Annotated in this window: 21 protein-coding genes; 8 read left to right on the forward strand and 13 right to left on the reverse strand. The window is 31.7% G+C overall.

The window, feature by feature from the left end; genetic code table 11:
• The first annotated feature begins 7 nt into the window (after nt 1-7).
• The 3 genes from C661_RS0108940 to C661_RS0108950 all read left to right on the forward strand — a co-directional run bounded on the left by C661_RS0108940 (nt 8) and on the right by C661_RS0108950 (nt 1,906).
• The gene (locus tag C661_RS0108940; protein ID WP_017414976.1) at nt 8-1,144 is read left to right on the forward strand and encodes a zinc-dependent alcohol dehydrogenase; all 1,137 of its coding nucleotides are present in this window, start codon (nt 8-10) and stop codon (nt 1,142-1,144) included.
• A 171-nt stretch (nt 1,145-1,315) separates the two neighbouring features.
• Nucleotides 1,316-1,543 carry a hypothetical protein gene (locus C661_RS0108945; protein ID WP_017414977.1) on the forward strand — a complete coding sequence of 76 codons (228 nt, stop codon included), beginning with the start codon at nt 1,316-1,318 and terminating at the stop codon, nt 1,541-1,543.
• Nucleotides 1,544-1,600: 57 nt separating this feature from the next.
• On the forward strand, nt 1,601-1,906 hold the full coding sequence (locus C661_RS0108950) for a spore coat protein (protein WP_017414978.1): 306 nt from the start codon (nt 1,601-1,603) through the stop codon (nt 1,904-1,906).
• Between the two features lie 64 nt (nt 1,907-1,970).
• Here C661_RS0108950 and C661_RS0108955 read toward each other — a convergent pair whose 3' ends face one another.
• Both C661_RS0108955 and C661_RS0108960 read right to left on the reverse strand, forming a co-directional pair.
• Entirely contained in the window at nt 1,971-2,219 is a 249-nt protein-coding gene (locus C661_RS0108955) for a hypothetical protein (RefSeq protein WP_017414979.1), read from the reverse strand.
• A 39-nt stretch (nt 2,220-2,258) separates the two neighbouring features.
• Complete coding sequence (locus C661_RS0108960; RefSeq protein ID WP_017414980.1) at nt 2,259-2,528, reverse strand: hypothetical protein; 270 nt, start codon at nt 2,526-2,528, stop codon at nt 2,259-2,261.
• A gap of 355 nt (nt 2,529-2,883) precedes the next feature.
• On the opposite strand from C661_RS0108960, the gene C661_RS0108970 reads away from it, so the two are divergent.
• Entirely contained in the window at nt 2,884-3,807 is a 924-nt protein-coding gene (locus C661_RS0108970) for an alpha/beta hydrolase (protein ID WP_017414981.1), read from the forward strand.
• Between the two features lie 64 nt (nt 3,808-3,871).
• Here C661_RS0108970 and C661_RS0108975 read toward each other — a convergent pair whose 3' ends face one another.
• The 4 genes from C661_RS0108975 to C661_RS0108990 all read right to left on the reverse strand — a co-directional run bounded on the left by C661_RS0108975 (nt 3,872) and on the right by C661_RS0108990 (nt 10,267).
• The gene (locus C661_RS0108975; RefSeq protein WP_017414982.1) at nt 3,872-4,345 is read right to left on the reverse strand and encodes a hypothetical protein; all 474 of its coding nucleotides are present in this window, start codon (nt 4,343-4,345) and stop codon (nt 3,872-3,874) included.
• Between the two features lie 203 nt (nt 4,346-4,548).
• The gene (locus C661_RS0108980; RefSeq protein WP_017414983.1) at nt 4,549-5,682 is read right to left on the reverse strand and encodes a CheR family methyltransferase; all 1,134 of its coding nucleotides are present in this window, start codon (nt 5,680-5,682) and stop codon (nt 4,549-4,551) included.
• A gap of 368 nt (nt 5,683-6,050) precedes the next feature.
• Nucleotides 6,051-8,972, reverse strand: a complete 2,922-nt coding sequence (locus C661_RS0108985) for a response regulator (RefSeq protein WP_017414984.1) — start codon at nt 8,970-8,972, stop codon at nt 6,051-6,053.
• Nucleotides 8,973-8,989: 17 nt separating this feature from the next.
• The gene (locus C661_RS0108990) at nt 8,990-10,267 is read right to left on the reverse strand and encodes a hybrid sensor histidine kinase/response regulator (RefSeq protein WP_017414985.1); all 1,278 of its coding nucleotides are present in this window, start codon (nt 10,265-10,267) and stop codon (nt 8,990-8,992) included.
• Nucleotides 10,268-10,849: 582 nt separating this feature from the next.
• Between C661_RS0108990 and argS the strand changes: the two genes are divergently transcribed.
• On the forward strand, nt 10,850-12,619 hold the full coding sequence (gene argS / locus C661_RS0108995) for an arginine--tRNA ligase (RefSeq protein WP_017414986.1): 1,770 nt from the start codon (nt 10,850-10,852) through the stop codon (nt 12,617-12,619).
• Nucleotides 12,620-12,722: 103 nt separating this feature from the next.
• Here argS and C661_RS0109000 read toward each other — a convergent pair whose 3' ends face one another.
• The 7 genes from C661_RS0109000 to C661_RS0109035 form a co-directional block, all read right to left on the reverse strand.
• Nucleotides 12,723-13,268: a flavodoxin domain-containing protein gene (locus C661_RS0109000; protein ID WP_017414987.1), complete on the reverse strand. Its 546-nt coding sequence runs from the start codon at nt 13,266-13,268 to the stop codon at nt 12,723-12,725.
• A 12-nt stretch (nt 13,269-13,280) separates the two neighbouring features.
• Nucleotides 13,281-13,850 (reverse strand): flavodoxin domain-containing protein, encoded by a 570-nt coding sequence (locus C661_RS0109005; protein WP_017414988.1) that lies wholly within the window; start codon nt 13,848-13,850, stop codon nt 13,281-13,283.
• Nucleotides 13,851-13,949: 99 nt separating this feature from the next.
• A complete protein-coding gene (gene lepB, locus C661_RS0109010) occupies nt 13,950-14,477 on the reverse strand; it encodes a signal peptidase I (RefSeq protein WP_017414989.1) in 528 nt (175 codons plus the stop codon).
• 306 nt (nt 14,478-14,783) lie between these two features.
• Nucleotides 14,784-16,424 carry a PhnE/PtxC family ABC transporter permease gene (locus C661_RS0109020; protein WP_017414991.1) on the reverse strand — a complete coding sequence of 547 codons (1,641 nt, stop codon included), beginning with the start codon at nt 16,422-16,424 and terminating at the stop codon, nt 14,784-14,786.
• Nucleotides 16,411-17,199, reverse strand: coding sequence for a phosphonate ABC transporter ATP-binding protein (locus C661_RS0109025; protein WP_202803540.1), 789 nt, complete (start codon nt 17,197-17,199; stop codon nt 16,411-16,413). The genes C661_RS0109020 and C661_RS0109025 overlap by 14 nt, the downstream gene beginning before the upstream one ends.
• A 316-nt stretch (nt 17,200-17,515) precedes the next feature.
• Nucleotides 17,516-18,421 carry a putative selenate ABC transporter substrate-binding protein gene (locus C661_RS0109030; RefSeq protein WP_017414993.1) on the reverse strand — a complete coding sequence of 302 codons (906 nt, stop codon included), beginning with the start codon at nt 18,419-18,421 and terminating at the stop codon, nt 17,516-17,518.
• A gap of 412 nt (nt 18,422-18,833) precedes the next feature.
• Nucleotides 18,834-19,550: a CBS domain-containing protein gene (locus C661_RS0109035; protein ID WP_017414994.1), complete on the reverse strand. Its 717-nt coding sequence runs from the start codon at nt 19,548-19,550 to the stop codon at nt 18,834-18,836.
• A gap of 428 nt (nt 19,551-19,978) precedes the next feature.
• Between C661_RS0109035 and C661_RS0109040 the strand changes: the two genes are divergently transcribed.
• The 3 genes from C661_RS0109040 to C661_RS0109055 all read left to right on the forward strand — a co-directional run bounded on the left by C661_RS0109040 (nt 19,979) and on the right by C661_RS0109055 (nt 23,405).
• Complete coding sequence (locus C661_RS0109040) at nt 19,979-20,890, forward strand: ABC transporter ATP-binding protein (protein ID WP_017414995.1); 912 nt, start codon at nt 19,979-19,981, stop codon at nt 20,888-20,890.
• The gene (locus C661_RS0109045; RefSeq protein ID WP_017414996.1) at nt 20,890-22,113 is read left to right on the forward strand and encodes a DUF2705 family protein; all 1,224 of its coding nucleotides are present in this window, start codon (nt 20,890-20,892) and stop codon (nt 22,111-22,113) included. The genes C661_RS0109040 and C661_RS0109045 overlap by 1 nt, the downstream gene beginning before the upstream one ends.
• Nucleotides 22,114-22,334: 221 nt before the next feature.
• Nucleotides 22,335-23,405 carry a YkvI family membrane protein gene (locus C661_RS0109055; protein ID WP_017414998.1) on the forward strand — a complete coding sequence of 357 codons (1,071 nt, stop codon included), beginning with the start codon at nt 22,335-22,337 and terminating at the stop codon, nt 23,403-23,405.
• The last annotated feature ends 108 nt before the right edge of the window (nt 23,406-23,513 follow it).

Below are 23,513 nucleotides of genomic sequence, written 5' to 3' on the forward strand. Positions count from 1 at the left end.
AAAGTTTATGAGAGCTGTAACCTTTCAAGGTATAAAGAACGTGAAGGTTAAACAAGTAGAAGATCCTAAGATTCATAAAAAAGATGATATTATTGTTAAATTGACTAGTACAGCAATATGTGGTTCTGATTTGCACTTAATACATGATATGGTTCCCAATCTTCCTCAAGGCTATATCATTGGTCATGAGCCTATGGGAATTGTTGAAGAAGTTGGGCCAGAGGTTACTAAGGTAAAAAAGGGAGATAGAGTTATTGTTCCTTTCAATGTAAGCTGTGGAGAATGTATTTTCTGTAAACACGGACTTACAAGCCAGTGTGATAATTCCAATCCTCACGGAGAAGCAGGTGGCTTCTTTGGATATACTGAGACCTTTGGTGGCTTTCCTGGCGGTCAGGCAGAGTACATGAGAGTTCCTTATGGAAATTTTACTCCTTTTAAAATACCAGATGATTGTGAAGTAGAAGATGAAAGTCTGTTATTAATTTCTGATGCCATGTCAACGGCCTACTGGAGTGTAATTAACGGTGGAGTTAAAGCTGGCGATACAGTAGTTGTTTTAGGCTGTGGTCCTGTAGGTCTTTTAGCTCAAAAGTTTGCTTGGATGCAGGGTGCTGAAAGAGTAATTGCTGTAGATTACATAGACTACCGCTTAGATCATGCAAAACGTCATAATAAGGTTGAAACAATAAACTTTGAACAACATAAAAACACTGGAGAATATATAAAGGAAATTACCAAAGGTGGAGCCGATGTAGTAATTGACTGCGTGGGCATGGATGGAAAGATGACACCTCTTGAGTTTTTGGCAACTGGTGCAAAACTTCACGGTGGGGCTATGGGGGCTATTGTAATGGCTACTCAAGCAGTTAGAAAGTGTGGAACCATCCAACTAACAGGGGTTTATGGTGGAAGATATAACGGCTTCCCTCTTGGAGATATCTTTGCAAGAAACGTTAATATAAGAACAGGGCAAGCACCAGTAATTCCTTATATGCAGGAACTTTATAATATGTTAGTTGAAAAGAAAATTGATCCTAGTGATATAGTTACTCACAAATTACCACTAGAACAAGCAGAACATGGTTATCATGTGTTCGATACAAAAACTGATGGATGTATTAAGGTTATTCTTAAACCATAAAGCTTAAATCTTATTACAGCTTAATTTGATTATGAGTAGGTAATTTATTCACTCTTATCTATTCATAGATTATTATTTATCAACACATTATAAGGCCTAAAAAGCTTGATACAACTTAATAAGTGAAAGCAAGCAATAAGCTACTTACTTAAATGTTAAGGAGATGAATCAATGAAAAATCAATGTATAGCACCTCATGAAAGTATTCAACTACACGAGATATTAACCTTTAAAAACTTATGCTTAACAAAATCTCTCACCATGTCAAAGTTGGTTTCTGATGAAGAACTAAAGGATATATTAAACCAAGATGCTATCTCAGGAGAAGAGCATATAAAGGAATTAAAAACTCTAATGGAAGAGGCTAAAAGTGACTGGGATAGACTTCCTAACATATAGACACTTACAAAGTTAGAGAATCTGAGAATAAATAAAGATATACAGGACGGTGAATTTATGAATACACTAGTTGAAATGCTTACTGGCATGGATAAACTTACTGACCAAGTTATTGCCACTGACTTTTTAATAGCAGCTAAAAACGGAGTAATAAACTATTCCATGGCATTAACTGAAACCACATCTCCAAAGGTAAGAGAAGTTCTTAAAAGCCAGTTAAGACATGCCATTGCAACTCATGCAACCATTACAAATTATATGATAAAAAATGGCTATTATCACTCCTACAATCTAAAAGAGCAGTTTGAAGTTGATATGAAAGTAACAGAAACCGCACTAACTCTTGCTGAGAAGATGAAATAAAAAATCCCCTTAAACTACTTTGGTGAAGCTCACCATATGGTTTAGGGGATTTTAATTTATTTACCTAGAAAAGATTATAAATAAATTTAACTACGCCATATTCTAGTACATTTAAAATAATACAACAAAAAACCAAAGCTCCCAATTTAAATTCTGCTAGCACATCCTTTGTGTAATTACCTTTAAATAGGGAAAATAAATCAGGCGTAAAATAATAATTTAATGCTTCTGTAAACTCCCCATTACTTGGAAAAAACTTCTTAAATAACCATTTGTATATAGGAATATTTAATATGATTAGTATTACAATCACAATCTTATAATCCTCCCTAAATAAGTTTGTAAAAACACACTAACTAACTTTAGCAGCTTTAAAACGTAAGCCTAATATTCTTCTCACTAAAATTCCCAAAAATATCATTTGTAAAGCTTGTGGCATTCTTAATTGAACTTCCCAAGCATCTATAATATAAGTGCTTACCCCTATCCAAGTTGAAATAACAATTAGCACCACTAACATTACATCATAGTACCAAGATTTCTTCTTAAAGGTTGTATGTCCTAATCCAAAACCAATAATAAACATTAATAATAATAATAAAATATTAATAGCAAAACTCATATAACTTCCTCCTCAATGCCAATTCCTTTAATTATATTATAAGTAAATTTATTACATTTGTATACAAAATAAACTAACATTTCTCCTAAAACACGTTGGAAAACTTTCAGATATAAATTTTCAAGAAGCTCCTTACTAAGTTATATATTAATCTTTATTGCTATATAGCACTTTGAATTTAAACTCTTACCTAAATGTGGTAAAATAATATCAACCTAAATTTCACGAATTCAATGCCAACACAATTATTAACATTACTATTAAGCTGCCTATTCTATATCACGTAAAACTTAGGACAATTAAATTTTGAGTTTCTTATAAATACACATAAATAACTAATTTAGAAGGTGTTAAAATGATTAGAGAAGATTTTACATTTAAAAATAAGGATGGAATAGAAATTAACGTCCATAAATGGATTCCTAGTATTAAGATAAAAGGGGTAATACAAATTGCTCATGGCATGAGTGAAAGAGCTATAAGATATGAGCTCTTTGCCCAAAGATTAACTGAGGAAGGCTTTTTAGTTTATGCGAATGACCATAGAGGTCATGGCAAATCTTCAAATTCCATAGAGGAGCTTGGATATATAAGTGATAATGGTGGCTTTGAGGATATGGTTGAAGACATGAAAAAGCTTACGGATATTATAAGAGAAGAAAACCCTGAAATGAAAATAATACTTTTTTCACATAGCATGGGTTCCTTTTTAGCTCAAAGATATATAGAGCTATATGGGAAAGGCTTAGCTGGGGTTATTCTCTCTGGTACTAATGGAAAGCCTCCAGCAACTGTAAACCTAGGAATATTCCTTGCTAAATTAATTATGAACTCTAAAGGCAGAAAACATAAAAGCAAGTTTATAGATAAACTAGCCTTTGGTAGTTATAATAAAAAGATTACTCCTGCTAATACTCCTTTTGATTGGCTTACACGGGATGAAGAGGAAGTTAAGAAGTATATAGCAGACCCTTACTGCGGCACATTGTTTCCTGTGTCCTTTTTCTATGATTTGTTTAAAGGTATGAAAACCATTCATCAGAAAGAAAACTTAAATAACATCTCTATAGATTTACCTATTTATATCTTCGCTGGAAATGCAGATCCTGTAGGTAATTACGGGAAAGGTATAATAAATCTATATAATACTTATAAAACTTTAAATATTAAAAGTGTCACCTATAAGCTATATACTGGTGGGAGACATGAAATGCTTAATGAGCTCAATAAGGAACAAGTTATGAGGGATACTATTCAATGGATTAAATCTCTACTGTAGATAAAACATGGAAATAGTAGCTTCCACTAACCTTTGGAGGCTACTACTTTTTTAATTTAGTATATTAATCCCTTAATATGTCTTTGTTCTTATAATCTTCTAAGTTTATCTTTATATGTTCTCTTACCACATCAATACCAATTTCGTATTCCACCATTAAATCTAGGTTTGTATCTTTAGATATATCTATTTTCTTTAGATAAGTATTAGATGGGAAGTACTTTTCCCTATTTTCTGTTGTAAATTCAAAGTTACCCGTGGTCATACTAAAAAGATACTCCTCACCTTTTTTTAACCCAATGATTAAAAAGTTTACCTTTACATTTTTATTTCCCTTATACTGTATCTTAAGTCCCATAGGAATATATACACTTTTACCTACGGAAACCAGTTGGAAATCTTCAATTTTTATATCCCTTGCTAGATAATCAATTTTGTAAAAACTAGGTTCAGTATGGTTTGAAACTAATTTAGTAATCCCCATTGAAGCAATTGCGGTAACTATAATTAAAATTACTATGCTATACCCCTTTCTCATATATCCCCCCTAGAAATTCCTATGAATCTGTAAAATAAAAAAGCCACCTTTTTCAATATCTTTACTAACATAATATTTGTAAAATATTGAGAGGTGACTCTTATCTTCAAGTTATTTTATAAAATTTCTATATTTAATTCTCAGACCTTTTAATCTAATAATTTCATTATTTCCTTATATTTCTTAACGTAATTAAGTATAATCTATTTTACTATAAATATCTTTTCTCTTTCCATATAATCTTTAAAATACCTCTCTCCACCATTTAGCATGAGACCTTCACTTTTTCCCAACACTAAAAATCCATTTCTATCAAGAGAATCATAAAAATTCTCTAAAACTTGTCCTTGAAGTTCTGGTGTAAAGTAAATAAGTACATTCCTACAAAGGATTAAAGTAAATTCATTTAAGTTTCCATTGCTTATAAGACTATGAGAGAAAAATAATATTTTCTCCTTTAGAAAACTTTTAATTTTGATATATTGATCCTTTACATCAAAGTAGTCAAGAAAGTTTTTTTCACCTTGGGCACTATTATAATTTACAATTTCCTTTTCTAAATCTCTCTTAGTGAATAAACCATTTTTCCCCTCTTCTATGACATATGGATTTATATCCGTAGCATAAATTTGAGTCTTATTAAGCAGACCTAACTCATGCAACATAATAGCTAATGAGTAGGGTTCTTTTCCAATGGAACAACCCACACACCAAATTTTAATATGATTAAAGGTGTTAAGCTTTGGAAGCACCTGTTCTCTTAGAACCTTAAACACCTCTGGATCTCTAAAAAACTCTGTTGTATTTATGGAGAAATCTAGAAATAGCTGCTCTAAAATGTTACTGTCCGAATTCACAGCCTTACGAAATTCACTTAAACTTTTTATATTAGATCTAATCATAGATATATTTATCCTTCTAACTATACTTTGAATTTGATAACCTCTATAATCATATCCGTAGGCATTATTAATATCCTCTAGAAAATCTCTTACCTCATCTTCTTTTAATTTTTCCGTATTTTCATACTCTCCGTAACACCTATTTAAGAGCTTATTGCCAATATACTTTGCTCTAATTCCTAGATTATATAGGTAAGAATATAGATACCGCTTAAAAATATATATATTACATAAAGCTTTTTCATATAAACAATTAAGCTTTTCAACTATATCAACATGTATCATATTAGCATCAAAAAAGGTAATATGAACTTTCTCACACTCTCCTTCATTTAGTTCTCTAATTAGTGAATCTATTTCATCTCTTGAACTTATATTTCCCATAACTAAAACTTCTTTAATATTATTTTCCTTAATACTTATCTGCATCTTCATAATTATCACCCTAAAAAGTAGAATAAAAGACTTAACAATTGGTAAGACAAATTTTTCTTCCCTTTATAAGTCTTGTGAAAACTAACTTAGATTTATTATGGTCTAAGTTTTAATTTAGTTTTCAATAAAAGAATTTAGGCTCTAGCTCTTCCCAAAACTATAATTAAAGCCATAAGTTGCAGTTATTTTTTAGCTTCTAAACTCTATTATATATAGATAAAAAGAGGTTTAAAAGTATATAGTGCTATATTATATTTTTATTTTTTATTTATCTCAATAATAATAGTCTAGTAATTCATTATTTATACTAGACTATTGTTATTATATAATACAATTATATCCAACTTTACACTTAATACGTTTTATTTCTATCTATCAATCCATGCCTTAATTATTCTTATCAAACTATCATAATCCACAGGTTTAGATACATAATCACTAGCCCCTACAGCTATGCACTTTTCTCGTTCTTCCTTCAAAGACTTAGCTGTAACTGCTATGATTGGAATATTATTATAATTTTCATCTTTTCTTATATGTGTTATGACTTCATAACCGTCCATTTCTGGCATCATAATATCCGTCAGTACCAAGTCTATCTTTTTCTTATGAAGCTTATCTAGTGCAGACCTTCCATTGCTTGCTTCTATAACAGTTCCATCGTACTCCTCCAAAGTTGAGGCTAAAGTAAATATATTTCTTGGATCATCATCCACAATAAGAATAGTTTTACCCTTAAGACTTAATTTACTTTCTTTTACTGACTGTGATAGTTTCTTTGAGTCTTTATAATAGTTTTCACTTTCAATGCTACAACCATTTATATAAAACTTGGATTTTTCTGACTCAATATCCTTAACTGGTAAAAATCCAATGCCATCAACATCTTCATTATGAGACTTCTTGCCTGTGGTATTATTGCATTTATAACAGTTTACAACTAAATTAGGAATTCTCAATAAAAATTCACTGCCTTGACCTGGTATACTATTAACTTTTATTTCTCCGTCCATTATTTCTGCTAACTTCTTGGAAATGGATAAACCTAAACCTGTACCGCCGTACTTTCTAGATACTGATCCATCCCCCTGCTGAAATTCATTAAAAATAATAGCTTGTTTTTCCTTAGATATTCCTATTCCAGTATCTCTAATAGCAAATATAACTGTACCTTTATCTAAAGTATCTTCTTGAATTTCAAGCTCTACTTGACCTTTTTCAGTAAACTTTATTGCATTAGAAATTAAGTTTCTCAAAATTTGGGATATCTTATGTTCATCTCCATATAACTCTTTACTCAACTTATCCTTTACTTGAAATTCCAACCCTTTTTCTATGGCTACATTTACAAACATATCCTTTATCTCTTTAGAGATACTTCTAGAATGGAAATTATACTTATCTAAACTCATTACTCCTGATTCTACCTTAGAAAGATCTAATACATCATTTATTAACCTTAAAAGTTCCTGTCCAGACTTATTTATAACAGCGATTTTCTCTTCATCTCCTATACTTAATCTTTCCTTACTCTTGTCTAAAAGTAACTTTGACAATAGGATAATAGAGTTTAAAGGAGTTCTAAGTTCGTGGGACATATTTGATAAAAACTCTGATTTATATTTGTTGGTGAGCTCTAACTCTTGAGTTTTCTTTGAGAGTTCAACAGTATAGGCCTCAAGTCTTCTATTTTGTTCTTGGAAAAGATCCTTTTGCTCATTAAGTTGTTCTTGCTGCTCCTCTAATATTGTATTAGTTTGCTGCATTTCCTCACTTTGCTGCTGTAGCAATTGCTGTTGCTCTTCTAGTTCTGCATTAGTTTGCTGTAACTCTTCACTTTGCTGCTGTAGAAGTTGTTGTTGCTCCTCTAATTCTGCATTACTTTGCTGAAGCTCTGCACTTTGCTGTTGTAAGTATTCCTGATGTCTATTTAGGGTTTCATTTGCCTTAGCTAGCTCTCTAGACTTTTCATTGGCTTCTCTTCTAGCCTCTTCAGATACTTTGAAAAGTTCTTTTATTCTTTCTCTCTGCATAGCTGAGTATAAATTAATTGAAATAACATTGCTTATGGACTCCAAGAATTCAATAGTCTTCTCCTCATAACTATTTAAGGAAGCAAGTTCTATAACCCCATAAAGTTCTTCCTTATACATTAATGGGAAAGCATATATATTATTAACTTTCTCCCTAGATATTCCTGTGGAGATAAATGCGTTTATATTGTCCGAACTTTTTAGCATTATTGCCTTTTTCTCAAGGGCAACTTGTCCTATTATTCCTTCACCTTTTATAATTTTTATTAAAGGCTTGTCTTCTTCAGAAAATGCAAATGTGCCCTTTAATTCTAATTGCTTCTTGCTTCTATTATATACATAAAAAATTCCCTTTGCCGCAGAAGTAGCCCTAGCTAAGTGACTTATAGTGGTTTCAGCAAATTCCTCTATGGTATCACAAACTGAAACCTTTTCATTTAACTGATTTTGATTATCCTTTATAAAAAAACTATACCTTAACTTATTTACCAAATCATTGTAATAATTCGACATTCGTGAGATTTCATTATTTCCTTTTATATCTACGGTTATAAGTTCTCCTGAATTAATCACCGTATTCATAACACTTTGCAACTTATCTATTGGTAATAAAATACTTTTAGTTACAAAGATAAAGATAATTATAAATACTATGATAAGTGTACATATAGTTGAAATAAGCAGTATAGCTTCCCTTTGTTCTATTTCCTTTGACTTATTTGTTAAATTTTCTGCATTAATAGTAGAGTTATTATCTATAGAGTCTAATAAACTTTCAAGGGTCCCTACAAAGTTATTATTAACACTCTTTATTAACTCATTAGCTTCTCCTACATTTCCTGCTCTAACAGTAGCAATGATTTTTTTTCTATACTCCTGCCATTGCCTAAAAGTATCTCTTACCTCTATTTCTAAATCCTTAGTATTTTCTATTTGGGTTTGAGCTTTAATTATATTTAAGTTATCTAAAATTATTTTATCCGTTTCTTCAATCTTCTTTGTGAGAACCTCTAGTTCTATACTATTTCTTGATAATATTAACTCTCTAATATCTTTTTGAACTTTAATGATATTTACCCTTGCCTCTATTGCAGCATTAGCAACTGGAAGAGAATGATAGTATAGTTCCCTAGTTACATTACCTAAAACGTTCATTTCCCTAATAGCTAAAGCTCCAAAGAAAATAAAAGTTGATATCCATATAGCTAATACAGCCATAAGTCTTTTCCTTACACTTATCTTTTCGAGTACTTTCATGTTACCTCTCCTCATTTTTATATGTATATATCAGAAAACTCAATATTTATCTTCTCAACTACGTTATTATTTAATTTGCATTCCTTATGCATGCTACTAGTAAATTCACTTTGTATAGTTTTGTTTATAGGTAAATCCACAAAAAACTCACTACCCATCTTATACTTGCTCTCTACATATACTTGTCCATTATGCATTTCTACCAAATACTTCACTAAACTTAGTCCAATTCCACTGCCCTCACTTCTTCTTGTAAGCAGTTCCTCTCCCTGTTTAAATCTTTCGAAAATTTTATCTAGGGTTTCTTGAGCCATTCCTATTCCTGTGTCTTTTACAGAGATAGTTATTTTGTCTTCAGAGGATCTGATGTTAACAAAAATAACTCCTCCAACAGGAGTAAACTTTATAGCATTTGATAAAAGATTAAGCACAATCCTCTCAATAGCATCTAAATCACAACACATTATTAGCTCTTCTATATCTGTGTCAAAAATCAAATTAATCCCTTTATTATTGACGTAATCTACTACAGACATGGTTATAGATTCAACGACTTCAACAATATTACACTTGCAAAAATTTAGTGAAAAGAAACCTGCGTCCATTTTTGTAATATCAATTAAATTGTTTACAAGCCTTAAAAGTCTGTAACAGTTTTGTCTTTGCATATCAATTTTCTCACTTAGTTTTTCTTTTATTAAAGGTTTGTCATTATGTAAATAAAGATCTATAAGCTGTACTGAGCTTAATAATATATTTAAAGGAGTTCTAAGCTCATGAGAAATGTTAGCTAAAAACATACTCTTAGCCTCATTTGCTGCCTCAGCCTCTTCCTTGGCTTTTCTAAGCTCTTTCACTTGCTCATTAACTCTTTGTTCTAAAAGCAAATTTAAATTTCTTTCTTTCTCAATAAGTTTAAGATATACATTTATTCTATTTATGAGTTGATACTCATCAATTGGTTTAACTAAATAGTCCACTGCTCCAAGTTCAAATCCCCGACTTCTGAACTCATCATTTTTGTAGGCAGCAGTGAGAAATACTATGGGTATATCCTTAGTCTTTTTTCTATTCTTAATTAAAGAGGCTATTTCAAAACCATCCATACCTTCCATCTGAATATCTAATATAATTAAATCTACAGCTCTATCATAAAGTATGGTAAGGGCCTGTTCTCCACAATCTGCCTCAAGGATTTCTGCATCTATATATTCCTTAATGAGTTCTCTTAATGTGAATAAATTATTATGGTTATCATCCACAATAAGTATGCTATAATTAGCTTCTTTAACCATTTTAATCCCCCGTTTTCCCTCATAACTATACATGTTATATTTTACACTACTAGAAATGAATGTCAAATTGCTTGAATAGATTTACTCTTAATTAACATATCTTTTCTAGTTTTTATATGAAATTAATTAAATTTTCTAAAATATACTTATATATATTACGAAAAAATATTATGTTGTATTATTAGTAAATTTTAGTGTATTATTTTTATTGATACTATTATCCCTTACACTATTCGAAGGATTTATCATTAAATAAGGGGTTATTTGTATTTTTATTGGAATAAACTTCTAGTTTTTGCTAATATATGATAATTTTCTTATTCCCTTAAAATATTTAAATTCTTTGCATGAATGGTAAACATGTTTATGTAACTTTATCTCTTATGTGTTAGATTTATTGCTAACCACCGAAACTTTGCTGTAAGCTTTATTTCTCTGGAGAATATTTAGTAAAATACTAGTAAATTCTCTTATTCAAGTAAGCCTAGACCGTGAAATTTTTAGCCTTTTATAAACTTAATGATTAAAACCCTTATCTTTAGAGATATAATATAATAAGTATTCTTATATAAGGAGGAAACTATGGAAAAACTTATAAAAAAAATTAGTACTATAATGGAAGATAAATTTGAAGAATGTGGTTATGATAGGCAGCTTTGTACTGTCACTGTATCAAACAGACCAGATCTTTGCCAGTTTCAATGCAATGGTGCAATGGCAGCTGCAAAAAAATATAAAAAGTCTCCTATTGATATAGCTAAAGAAATTGTTTCAGCAGTTGAAAATGAAGAGAATTTTGAAAATGTGTCTATTGCAGGCCCAGGATTTATAAATATAAACTTAAAAGATAGCTTTATATCAAGTTACATAAATAATATGTATGGTGATGAAAAGCTTGGCTGTTCTAGTGATGTAGATCCAATGACTATAGTTGTTGACTATGGTGGAGCTAATGTGGCAAAACCTCTCCACGTTGGGCATCTTCGTGCTGCTATCATTGGAGAAAGCATAAAAAGAATTGGTCGCTACCTAGGCCACAAGGTGATTGGAGACGTTCACTTAGGTGATTGGGGACTTCAAATTGGCATGGTAATTTCTGAAGTAGAAAGGCGCAGTCCAGATCTACCTTACTTTGATGAAAGCTATGTAGGTGAGTATCCTGAAATAGCACCTTTTACCATTGATGAGTTAGAAGAAATTTATCCTGCGGCTAGCAGTCTTGCAAAATCTGATGAGAAGGCCATGGAAGCTGCTAGAAAAGCTACCTTTGAACTTCAAAACGGCCGCAGAGGTTATGTTGCTCTTTGGAAACATATCTTAAATGTTTCTATATCAGATTTAAAGAAAAACTATGGAAACTTAAACGTAGAATTCGACCTCTGGAAGGGAGAAAGTGACTGCCAAAAATACATTCCTGAAATGGTAGAATTGTTCAAGGAAAAAGGCTTTACTTACGAAAGTGAAGGTGCTTTAGTTATTGATGTAGCTAAGGAATCTGATACTTATACAGTTCCTCCAATTATAATATTAAAATCTGATGGTGCTACTCTTTATAGTACTACAGACCTTGCTACTATTGTAGAAAGGGTTAAGGATTACAATCCTGATGCTATTATCTATGTAGTTGATAAAAGACAAGGACTACACTTTGAGCAAGTATTTAGATGTGCTAAGAAAACTAATATTATAAAGGAAGCTGCAACTCTTGACTTCATTGGCTTTGGTACTATGAACGGAAAAGACGGCAAACCTTTCAAAACAAGAGAAGGTGGAGTTATGAGACTCCAAGACTTAATTCAAATCATTAAAGATAACGTAAAAGATAAATTAAAAGAAACTGATACTATGACACCTGAAGAAGTTGAAGAAATTTCAAGAAAAGTGGGTCTTGCAGCACTTAAATATGGTGACCTTTCAAACCAGGCTACTAAAGATTATATTTTTGATATGGATAAGTTCTCTTCTTTTGAGGGAAATACAGGCCCTTATCTTTTATACACAGTAGTTAGAATAAAATCTATTCTAAGAAAAGCTGAAGCTGAAGGAATAAACCTTTCAAATTCAAAGGAAATTCTTCACCCTTACAGCAACACTGAAAGAGATTTAATGCTTAAAATTTCTAGATTCAATGAAGTAGTAAACTTAAGTTTTAAAGATAGATCTCCAAATAAAATTTGCGATTACATCTATGACTTGTCAAACTTATTCAATAAGTTCTACCATGATAATAGAATTATTGCAGAGGAAAATACTGAGAAGAAGATGTCTTGGCTAAACTTAATTACCTTAACTCAAAAGGTATTAGAAGCTGGTCTTGACCTACTTGGAATAGAGGCCCCTGAGAAAATGTAATAGTTCTTTAGAATTTTTCAAGTTTTAGTATAAATATTGCAAAAGAAAATGGTTTCTTCATACAATGAAGAAACCATTTTTCAAATAACCTAAAAAATAAATCTTAATTTTCATTTATACACTTTACTATAGGCTGAATAAACTTCTTATCTGTCCAATCCACTGGATTATCATAGCACTCTAACAAACCCTTAGCATCCTCGTCCAAATCTTCTTCCTGGATCTTTTTAAGCTTTATTTTTAGTGCATTCATCATCATCTTATCAACAAAATCTAAACTCTCATAGTTAAAAGCTCCCCTTAAGTAAAAACACTGGATTTTTCCTCTCATTTCAGCTTTAAGGTTTGCTGAGAATACTTTTTCTATATCCTTTTCTCTTTCTGGCGTACAACCTACAGCAAATACTATAAGCCTCTTATCTGCTATGTTTTTGAAGTTCTCAGTAATTATCTTAACTCCACTAATTCCCACCGCATGTAAAAACCCACCAAAAACTATAGTGTCATACTTCTTTAAATCTTCACCTTTAACTTTAGAACTCTCAATTAAATCTCCATTAGTCTCTTCAGCAATCCACTGGGCGTAACGTTTTGTACTTCCATACTTTGATTTGTAGATTACAAGGACCTTGTTAGCACCTTGTGACATAAACATCCCCCTCTAGTTTTTGCTTAAATTTTTATTTATACACTGTACTATAGGCTCAATAGCCTTCTTATCTGTCCAATCTACTGGATTGCCATAAGCCTTTAGTATTTCTTCCATTTCAGCTCTCTCATCAACAGATACATCGCCCTTAAGAGCCTTTTTAAGCATTATTCTAAGCATCCCCATCATAACTTTGTCTACTAAGCCCATTTTTTGATAATTTAACGATCCTCTAAGATAAAAATGCTTTACTTTTTCCCTAAGCTCTCCATTAAGATTTGTAACAAAAGTCTTCTCAACTTCCTTTGACTTTTCTGAAGAAGATCCAACAGCAAACACTATTATTCTTTTATCCTTAATATTAGCGAAGTTTTCAGTGATTACCTTTATCCCTTTAATACTTCCAGCATATAAGAAGCCTCCGAAAACTATAGTATCATACTTTACTAAGTCTTCGATTTTAACCTTAGAACTTTCAATCAAGTCCCCTTTTACCTCTTCAGCAATCCATGTTGCATAACGTTTTGTGCTTCCATACTTTGATTTGTAAATTACAAGAACTTTATTATTACCCTCTAACATAAATACATCCTCACTTTAAAAATTAATATGTAACAGTTAAACTAGTTTAATCTCTATATCTTAACTACACTATAAGAGATAGACTTTTTTCTCTATATTCTACTTTAATTTTTCAAAGTCCAAGTGTAGAATATTAAACCTGTAGCTTGCTTTTCCTAAAATATCATCTATAGATACTGTACCAATAATTCTACTATCAGTACTATTTACTCTATTATCCCCTAAAACAAATAAATGGCCTTGAGGAACTACCACCTTCATTTGTGGATTAGTATTCATATTATCACTTAAGTAATCTTCCTCTAATAAATTATCATTAATATATACCTTGCCTTGTTTTATTTCTATAGTTTCTCCTGGCAACCCTATAACTCTCTTAATAAATATATCGTTATTCGTTTTGTGGGATTTTAGAATTACAACATCTCCCCTCTTGTAATTCTTTGTATAATGCTTATACCTTTCTACAACTACCCTATCATTGTATTTTTCCATATTTAAAGTGGGATACATGGATTGTCCTTCTACCCTTACATTATCTATAAGAAAAACTCTCACTAATAGTATACCTATCAAAAGCCCTAAGGTTTGAATTACATCCTTACGCTTTATACTTAACTTCTTCATCTTACCCCTCCATCTCATCTAATATGTCCCATAATTCCATTTTATGTCCCGCTCTTATTTTAAATACAACAATTACCACCAGAACTACAATCATTGCAATGATTGAACCTCTCATTTTTTTCATTTCCCTTTTCTTAAATTCATTAGAATCCCTAAAATTTAAAGACCTATATTAATTATATCACCAGCAATATCATATTGTAATCACCCTATGGATAATTTTTCCTCATCATATAAAGTAGTTTATACCAACCTACAAAAGTAAAACACAAAACCGCAGACTTTTGTTTCCGCGGTTTTGTGTTCTTACTCACTTAGCTTCCTTGATCCCTCAGATAATAGATCTGCAAGAATTACAAGTAATAAATAACAAAGTAATAGTAAGGTTATTTCTGTATATTTAAAGTAACTCATACTTAATTTAAACTGCTGTCCAAGGCCTCCTGCTCCCACGAAACCTACTACTATAGTAGTACGAAGGATTACTTCACCACGATAGAGAATGTAAGTTATAAACTTAGGCATTGCCGCTGGAATTACTCCATAAAAAAGCATTTGTGATGGTGTTCCTCCAGAAGATGCTATATTTCTAACTGGTCTTAAATCTAAATCCTCTATAACTTCTGCACATAGTTTCCCAAGGATCCCAAAGTTGTGTATAGCAAGAGCTATAGCTCCTGGGAGAATCCCTGGTTTAAATATAAATACTATAATCATTGCCCAAACTAACTCTGGAACTGCCCTTGAAAATATATAAACAAATCGGATTACCCCAAAACTAATCCATTTGTACCATTTCTTGCTTAAAGTTAAAGTTCCATCAGCCACATTTCTTGCTGCGGGAATTACAGTAAGTAGCATTGCAATAGTTGCAAAACCAATAGCCATAACGCTCATTTGAAGAGTATCATAGGTAAGCTTCAGGGCTTTTCCCCAATTTTCACCATTTAAAAAGGCTGGATTTGCTTCCCCAACTCCAAGAAGGCCATTTATGAATTTTTTAGTATACATATAATTTTTTTCTGTAAATAGTCCAAAAAAATCTGCCTTATCCACCACAACTATAAATATCCAAGAACCCACAATTATTATTGTAGCTAGAATTAGTGAAAACTTACTAAAGTTGACTCTTCTTTTGCCCTGATTATCCGAAATTAGTTTATTTCTAAGCACATTACTCCAAAGATCAATTAAAACTACTAAAGCTGTTAGGAAGAACATAAAAGTCCAAACCTCATTATAGTTTAAGTCTTGAAGAGATAACTGAATTTGGAAACCAAGACCTCCCAAGCCAACAAAACTCATAATAGTTGAAGAACGAACTGCACATTCGAATCTGTACATGGTATAGCTAATCATGTCCACCTTAGCTAGAGGTAAATAACCATATATTAAAAGCTGAAGTTTTGAAGCCCCTGAAGATTTTAGTGCTTTTATAGGCTCCTTAGAAACATCATTTAAAATATCTGCATAAATTCTTCCTAAAGTTCCTCCATAGGGAATAGCTAGAGCAAAAATGGCTGCATAGGGTGTCAGTCCAATAGCTGCAACAAAGAGCCAAGCCCAAACTAATTCATGAATAGCTCTCATAAAGCCTAAAATCCCTCTGAATATACTTTTAGAAATTTTTCTTGAAGTTTCACCTTCTGACATAATTCCAGAAGCTAAAATACCAAAGACAAAGGCAAATATAAAGGCTAAAGTCATTCCTGCTACTGCATAGGCTAGAGTTCTCCAGGTGGAAACAATAGCAAGCTCTATTAGCTCTGAAGTTATCTTAGGATGTAAAATAGAGTTAAGAATCTGCATTATTGTAGCCTTTCCACCAGCATGTATAAGCTCTGAACTCCATGTTACCGAAAAAAGGCTCCAAACAAACATTAAAAGAAGAATTACAGTTAAAATGTTTTTCTTATGATAATCCAAGGTTGATTTAAGACTGCGCATCTTCCTTCAACTCCTTCAAATCATATAATTCCTTAAGTACATCACTTGTTACCTTCTCTACTGGAAGGTCAAAGTATATCCTTCCTTCACGCAGAGCAATTATTCTATTAAAATACTTTTTTGCATATTCAACAGAGTGAAGACTTGCTATAAGAGTTTGCCCTTCTTCCCTTACAAGATTTGTTAAGGTATATAAAATATCCTCTGCACGAGCAGGGTCTAAGGAGGATACAGGTTCATCAGCTAAAATCACTTCAGGATTTTGTACTAATAATCTTGCCATAGCTACTCTTTGCTGCTCTCCTCCCGATAACTTGGAAGTTCTCTCATAGGCCTTTTCTTCTATGCCAACTCTTTCTAGCGCCTTAATTGCTAACTCCTTGTCTTGTGGAATCAATAAAGATAATAAGGATTTTAAAAACCCCCAATCCTTAAGTCTACCTGCTAACACATTATGAATAACAGGTAAGGAGCCTACTAAATCAAATTGTTGGCGGATAATCCCTATCTTCTTTGCTAACTCCTTTACTCCTTTATAACTCTCTATATTATTACCATCTAAAAGTATTTCTCCCTTATCAGTGTTTAGTACTGTAGCTAAGATGTTTAATAAAGTAGTCTTTCCAGCTCCACTGGGTCCTATTAAGGCAACAATCTCACCTTTCTTTATATTAATAGAAAGTGAATCTAGGGCTATTTTTCTTTCATAAATTTTTGATATATTGTTAATTTCAAATAAATTATTAGTTTCTGTGTTCATCTTTTCACCTGCCATCTACCTACATTTTCTTATAGTTCCTTATTATTGCAAATCAAATCCATACTCATCAAAATTAAATAGCTTATTCTAGTAGATTTTAACCTTAACTAGGTTGTTTTTTATTTTCAATTCTCTAACTTTTCATCAAATAATATACCATGAAAACCTGGAATCTGCCAAACTAGAACCCCATATTAAAACAATAACTTTGGCAAGGCTTTCGCCCCTCCAAAGTCATTATTAAAAGTAATTTACTTATAGTTAATGAACAAGTTCATTTTGAACAAGTTCATTTTAAGCAAGTTCATCTAAATAATTCTATACTCCTAAACTACTTCACCATTCCTAGTTTTTTACCTACTTCTTCAATAGCTTTATAGTTTTCATTTTTAGTTTCTACAAACTTATCTGTTTGGAAGAATTTTAAAACCTCAGCTTGTGAACCGCCCCCATCAGCTTTCATGTCTATTATAGCTTTTTTTACCTTCTCTTTTGTTCCTTCTCCATATACTTTATCTACATTTTCTGGAGTGTTAATTGTCCAATGATAATCAAAGTACTCTGGAGTTGTATAGAAAGCTTTAACCTTAGTTAAGTCTACTTTATTTTCCTTAAGAGACTTTTCCCAAACTGATATATTTAGGGCTCCTGTTTGGAAAGAACCACTTTGCACAAGTGCAATAGTTTTATCATGGTTGCCTGAGTAATTTGGTCCTCCATTAAAGTCCTTCTCTGGATCAATTCCTGCTTCAGTTAAGAAGTGGCGTGGCATTAAGCTTCCAGATGTTGAACTTTCACTACCAAAAGTAAAAGTTTTTCCTTTTAAATCCTCAAGTTTAGTAACTTCTAAATCCTTTTGGGCAATGAATACTGATTTAAACTTGGCATCCATCGGTCTTTGTGCAATAGCCTCTGAACCTGGAGCTACAGCTCTTGCTTGAACTCCTGTAAGTCCACCAAACCAAGCCATTTGAACTTCTCCTCTTTCAAACCCTGTAACTAATGCTGCATAATCTACTGAAGGTACAAACTCTACCTTAAGCCCTGTTTTCTCACTTAAGTATTTCGCCATTTCACCCATATTTCTATTTAACTCTGCTGAAGCTTGATCTGGAATTGCGCCTATTTTAAAGGTAGGTGTTTCTTTTTTAGCAGTTTCAGTCTGCCCACCCTTTCCACAAGCGGTAACTGAAAACATCATTAATCCAGCAAGCACTGCTGCCATTACTTTTTTCATAAAAATTCCCCTCCATATAATCAGTATTTCTTTTTGTAAAGATTAGACTAAAGCTTTATTTAACAAAAATTTTTCGTAAAATCCAATTTTATTTAATAATCATAGTTTTATTCTTATCAGGTAAATTCATACATATTACTGGTTCATATTAGATAGAAAACTCTAACTTATAGTAATTATTTTGGAAATACAAAAGTCATTTTTCACCAATTACAAATTCTTTTACAAACTTTATAAAATATATTGAATTCATACCTTTATAAATTATATTATATGAAGAATAAATTGTATAATTGAAAATTCCAATAGATGAAGCTTGATCTATTCGACTTTTTTCTACATTAAAGTACAATATAAAAAACCTTATACCTCATCAAATAGAAGAGGTATAAGGTTTGGGTATAGTATAATTCTATTTAGAAATTCTCTCATATAATTTAGGAAGGTCGAACAAACTTAATATCCCTAATGGAGGTTCATTCTTATCTCCTGATTCTGTAATAATAATTGCATTAAGTCGAAGTCCTTTTTTATACCACTGTTCAAACACATCTATAGCTTGAAATACTGTAGCTGTTTTTGAGATAAAGGTATAACTTTGCTTATTCTCACTAAATTCTAAAATTGTTCCTACATCTACATCTTCAGAAAATTCAACTCCACTTTCTAAGTTGTAAGCCACCCATCTAGCTATACTATCAGTGGTAAGCAATCCTTCAAATTTTCTATTATCATAGACTGGAATTTTAGAAAAGTTATTTTTAAACATTTTTCTCGTAGCCACACTAAGTTTGTCATAAGAGCTACACTTTACTACCTTTTGAAGAAATTCATTTTCTAGAGTAAGAGGTTTAGTAAGCATCTCACATATAAACTCTAAATCCTCAACTACTTTTATATGTGGTTCAGCAATAGCTTCATCCTCAATCCTTTTATGAACTATAGCATTACGTAATTCGGCATACTCTTTTAGTATCCCTCTATATTTTTCAATACCAGGATTTTTTACTGCAGCCCTATCAACTAATTGATAGAAAGCCTTGTGTACATCATTGCCCACTATTTCTTTAAGCTTAGCTTCAATTTTTATGAAAGCACTTAAAAATCTTTCTGAATTCTTCTTATCCATGTACATCTCCTTAAAATTATTATTCTTCAATAGTAATAATTTAATTATACCACTTTTCTTATGATTTTATGAATACCTCTCCAATTATAAATCTGAAACTCTCTTCTTAATTCTTTCCATACTTAACCTTTTCTTAAGGAATTCTTAAGAAAACTTTATGTAAATATTCAGGTAATTGCTGGATAATAGGTGCTATAATTATTCTTGTAGTGTTAAGCAAACTTCCAGTGAAGTATGTGAAGAAAGTTTCCACAAAAATTATTTAACGGCATTTTGGAAGGATATTCCCCAAAACTCCCTAAAAAATTTAATACTCCTTCCAAAGTCGTTGAATAAGTTAAAATTGTATATGCAAATGCTATTATTCTATATCACATATTAAAATGTAATTAACTTTTTTAATTCTACGGTTGAAAGGAGAATTATTGATGAATGTACTTGAAGTAAATAATGTCTATAAAAAACTAGGTAAAAGAGAAATTATTAAAGGCATTAGTTTTTCTATTAAAGAAGGGGAAATATTTGGATTTCTTGGTCCTAACGGTGCTGGTAAAACTACTACTATTAGAATGCTGGTAGGTCTTATCGCTGCGGATAAAGGAAATATTAGTATATGCGACAATAGCATTGGAACTAATAGGGTTAAAGCCCTATCTAATGTAGGTGCTGTAGTTGAAAATCCTGAAATGTACACTTACCTTACAGGAAGGCAAAATCTAAATATGATCGCTGACATAAAAAAGATCCCAAGAAAAAATGTGGATGAAATTATTGATTTAGTTAATTTAACTGGACGAATAGATGATAAGGTAGGGAAATACTCCCTTGGAATGAAACAAAGACTTGGGCTAGCTTCAGCTCTTTTATCAAAGCCAAAACTACTTATTTTGGACGAGCCTACTAACGGTCTTGACCCAACTGGAATCATTGACTTTAGAGAAATAGTAAAAAAGGCTGTTAAAGAAACTAATGCCGCTGTACTTATATCCTCTCATATTCTTAGCGAAGTTCAACAACTCTGTGATACAGTAGCCTTTATCAACCATGGAGAAATTAAAGCAATAGAAAGCATTGCAGATGGAAACGTAAACAACCAAACTGAAACTCTAACTATTGTTGTAGGTGATTCCTCTAAAGCTACTGCAGCACTTCAAAATATAAAGATGGTAAGAGGTTGTTCTGCTTTAGATAACACCTTTACCGTTGTAACTGACAAGAACTCTTCACCAGAAGTTATCAAAGCACTTGTAGGTGAAAACATAGATATTTATGAAGTTTATAAAAAGCATAATGGACTTGAGCAAAGATACATGGAACTTGTGGAAGGAGGTATTAGATAATGATAACCTTAATTAGATATGAACTACTTAAACTATTTAAAAGGGTAAAAACTCTAGTAGTTGTTATAGCTTTTATGCTACTTACTGCGGTTTTAGCCTTTGGTCTTTATAAAGACTCTGAAGATACGAAAAAATATAATAGTCCAGAGTTTCAAATTCAAAATATTGAAGAAAATATCAAGTTCAATGAAGAACAAAAAAATAATCTTCCCCCAGAAGTAAGAAATGATGCCACAAAAAAGGAAGAATATCTGAAACACCTTGACGAAAACACTGTTGACTTAAAAGATCAGCTTTCTAAACTTAAAGCCTTAAGTGGAAAAGAAGTAGATTGGAAAGAAAACTTGAACACTAGAATAAAAGAACTTGAAACAACGCTAAAAGAAGATCAAAGTAATTCCAAGAAATTAAAAGGCGGTTGGGAGCAAGAACTTCAACAATTAAAATATTTGAAGGATAACAATATTAAACCTATGGAAGACTACGATTTCAATGCCTTTTCATATCTTGAAAAATTAATAGGTATTTTAGGTCAGGTATTCTTAGTAATAGGTATTGCAATTTTTGCAGCAGATATGGTGTCTGGGGAATGCACTCCTCCAACGTTAAAGCTTTTACTAACTCAACCTGTATCTAGAGGAAAAGTTATTTTCTCGAAGTTTATCGCAGTAACTTTAGCTGCTATAGGATTAATTATGTCTGTAGAAATAATTTCTTTTCTTGTGGTTGGTTTGATTTATGGTTTCGGAAACTCTTCTTATCCAGTTATGGTTGGAGCAAGATATGCCTTTGATCAATCTGTGTTTCTGCCAAATGGTGGCCATCCACTAGCTCTTATAGCCGGTAGTTCTCAAATAATTCCTATGTGGAAATACACTATAGAACTATTATTGACCCAAGGACTATATATATTAGCATGTACGTCTTTCGTATTCCTTGTATCAGCACTATTCAAGAGTAGTATGGTATCCATGGGACTTGCTACTGTTTCTTTAATTGCCATGACTATTATTTTCAACCTAGTAGGTTTCCTTAAGAAATTTGCAATGTACGTATTTACATCTTATGTAGATATGGGTGCTGTAATTAAAGGAGACACTGCTTTAATGTTTAACAACCCTAGTTCCACCTTAGGATTAGCTGTAATGATATTCCTTGTATGGACATTAGTTTGCTACTTAATAACACACTTTGTGTTTACTAAGAAAGATATATTAATTTAATATTAAGCTGCTATTCAAAAGAATAAATCTTACCTCCTTTTTATTGAGATTATTCTTTCCTAAAAGGCCTTTAAGTTAAAAACTTAAAGGTCTCTTTTTAAGCCTTTCTATAGCTTTGTCCTCATTCTTCTTTTTATTGTCCACAAATTCTCTTAATTCCTCATATTTGTCCACTTCCTCTTATATATTAGTAACAGATATAAATTTATGGGGGAGATTTTTTGGGAAGAGATATAAAACATGTTTTTCAAGTAGCCACAGTGTTTATTGGAACAATAGTAGGTGCTGGTCTCGCATCTGGTCAAGAAATAACTCAGTTCTTTTCAACCTATGGGTACATGAGCTTTTGGGGACTTCTTATTTGTGCAGTCTTTTATATGGTGTTTAGCTCTATAATGGTATCCATTAGTGTAAAATATAATTTGAATTCCTATACAGACTTTATAAATCTTGTTAGCCCAGGGTTCTTGGGAAAAATAACAGATTATTTAACTAGCTTTTTTTTAATTTCTGGAGCTGCCATTATCCTAGCCGGAAGTGGTGCTCTACTTTATCAGTACTTTAGACTTCCACGATATATTGGAATCTTAATTATGGTAGTGGTAGCCTTAGTTACCTTGCTTAATGATACAAAAGGACTTATAGCCATTAACTCCTTTATAGTTCCTTCTCTTACAACAATTATAATTACAGTATTTGTACTATATCTTGTTTATTCTAAAGGAACAATGTCACTAGAGTATTTAAAGGGAGTACCTGTGCATAAAACAATTTTAGTTCCTAATCAATGGATAATTTCATCCTTTTTATATGCCGGCTTTAATATGTTATTTTCCAGTGGTGTTATAGTTCCGCTAACAAAGGAAATGAAAAAGAAGAGAGTTATAATCACTGGACTTATAATTGGTGCCCTTACTTTAACACTTCTTGCAGGGTTAATTAATTCTATGCTACTTGTAAACATACCAAGTATATTTAAATATGAAATTCCGTTGCTTCATGTAGCAAGTAGATTCGGTCCACTGATTCAAGTGCTTCTGCTTATAGTAATCTGGTGTGAAATGTTTTCAACTGAGGTTTCAAATATTTATAGTGTAGGAAAAACCCTTGAAAACAAATATAAAATTCCTTATAAAAAGGGCATTTTTTTAGTATTATTAATAGCTATCCCTGTATCTCAAATAGGATTTAAAACCTTAATAACTTATCTTTATCCTGGCTTTGGGATCATTAGTTTAATTTTTTCTGTGCAATGTGTTATGTTCTACTTGAAGATGAAAAAAACTAGATAGAGTCTATATCAAATTATATACTTAAATATATATAAAGTCCTCCGAAGAAAAACTCCTCGGAGGATTTATTTTTAAGCGTTTTTGTGTTTATAATCTTATTTTTAAGTT

The sequence above is a fragment of the Clostridium tunisiense TJ genome (assembly GCF_000300195.1).
GTDB lineage: Bacteria > Bacillota > Clostridia > Clostridiales > Clostridiaceae > Clostridium_J > Clostridium_J tunisiense.

Excerpts from the sequence above, each read along its gene's own strand:
- C661_RS0108975 (WP_017414982.1), bottom strand. The coding sequence starts at position 4,345 with ATGAGAAAGGGGTATAGCATAGTAATTTTAATTATAGTTACCGCAATT.
- C661_RS0108960 (WP_017414980.1), bottom strand. The coding sequence starts at position 2,528 with ATGAGTTTTGCTATTAATATTTTATTATTATTATTAATGTTTATTATT.
- C661_RS0108980 (WP_017414983.1), bottom strand. The coding sequence starts at position 5,682 with ATGAAGATGCAGATAAGTATTAAGGAAAATAATATTAAAGAAGTTTTA.
- C661_RS0108940 (WP_017414976.1), top strand. The coding sequence starts at position 8 with ATGAGAGCTGTAACCTTTCAAGGTATAAAGAACGTGAAGGTTAAACAA.
- C661_RS0109030 (WP_017414993.1), bottom strand. The coding sequence starts at position 18,421 with ATGAAAAAAGTAATGGCAGCAGTGCTTGCTGGATTAATGATGTTTTCA.
- C661_RS0109025 (WP_202803540.1), bottom strand. The coding sequence starts at position 17,199 with ATGGCAGGTGAAAAGATGAACACAGAAACTAATAATTTATTTGAAATT.
- C661_RS0109040 (WP_017414995.1), top strand. The coding sequence starts at position 19,979 with ATGAATGTACTTGAAGTAAATAATGTCTATAAAAAACTAGGTAAAAGA.
- C661_RS0109045 (WP_017414996.1), top strand. The coding sequence starts at position 20,890 with ATGATAACCTTAATTAGATATGAACTACTTAAACTATTTAAAAGGGTA.
- argS (WP_017414986.1), top strand. The coding sequence starts at position 10,850 with ATGGAAAAACTTATAAAAAAAATTAGTACTATAATGGAAGATAAATTT.
- C661_RS0109005 (WP_017414988.1), bottom strand. The coding sequence starts at position 13,850 with ATGTTAGAGGGTAATAATAAAGTTCTTGTAATTTACAAATCAAAGTAT.
- C661_RS0108945 (WP_017414977.1), top strand. The coding sequence starts at position 1,316 with ATGAAAAATCAATGTATAGCACCTCATGAAAGTATTCAACTACACGAG.
- lepB (WP_017414989.1), bottom strand. The coding sequence starts at position 14,477 with ATGAAGAAGTTAAGTATAAAGCGTAAGGATGTAATTCAAACCTTAGGG.
- C661_RS0108985 (WP_017414984.1), bottom strand. The coding sequence starts at position 8,972 with ATGAAAGTACTCGAAAAGATAAGTGTAAGGAAAAGACTTATGGCTGTA.
- C661_RS0109000 (WP_017414987.1), bottom strand. The coding sequence starts at position 13,268 with ATGTCACAAGGTGCTAACAAGGTCCTTGTAATCTACAAATCAAAGTAT.
- C661_RS0109020 (WP_017414991.1), bottom strand. The coding sequence starts at position 16,424 with ATGCGCAGTCTTAAATCAACCTTGGATTATCATAAGAAAAACATTTTA.
- C661_RS0109035 (WP_017414994.1), bottom strand. The coding sequence starts at position 19,550 with ATGGATAAGAAGAATTCAGAAAGATTTTTAAGTGCTTTCATAAAAATT.
- C661_RS0108970 (WP_017414981.1), top strand. The coding sequence starts at position 2,884 with ATGATTAGAGAAGATTTTACATTTAAAAATAAGGATGGAATAGAAATT.
- C661_RS0108950 (WP_017414978.1), top strand. The coding sequence starts at position 1,601 with ATGAATACACTAGTTGAAATGCTTACTGGCATGGATAAACTTACTGAC.
- C661_RS0108990 (WP_017414985.1), bottom strand. The coding sequence starts at position 10,267 with ATGGTTAAAGAAGCTAATTATAGCATACTTATTGTGGATGATAACCAT.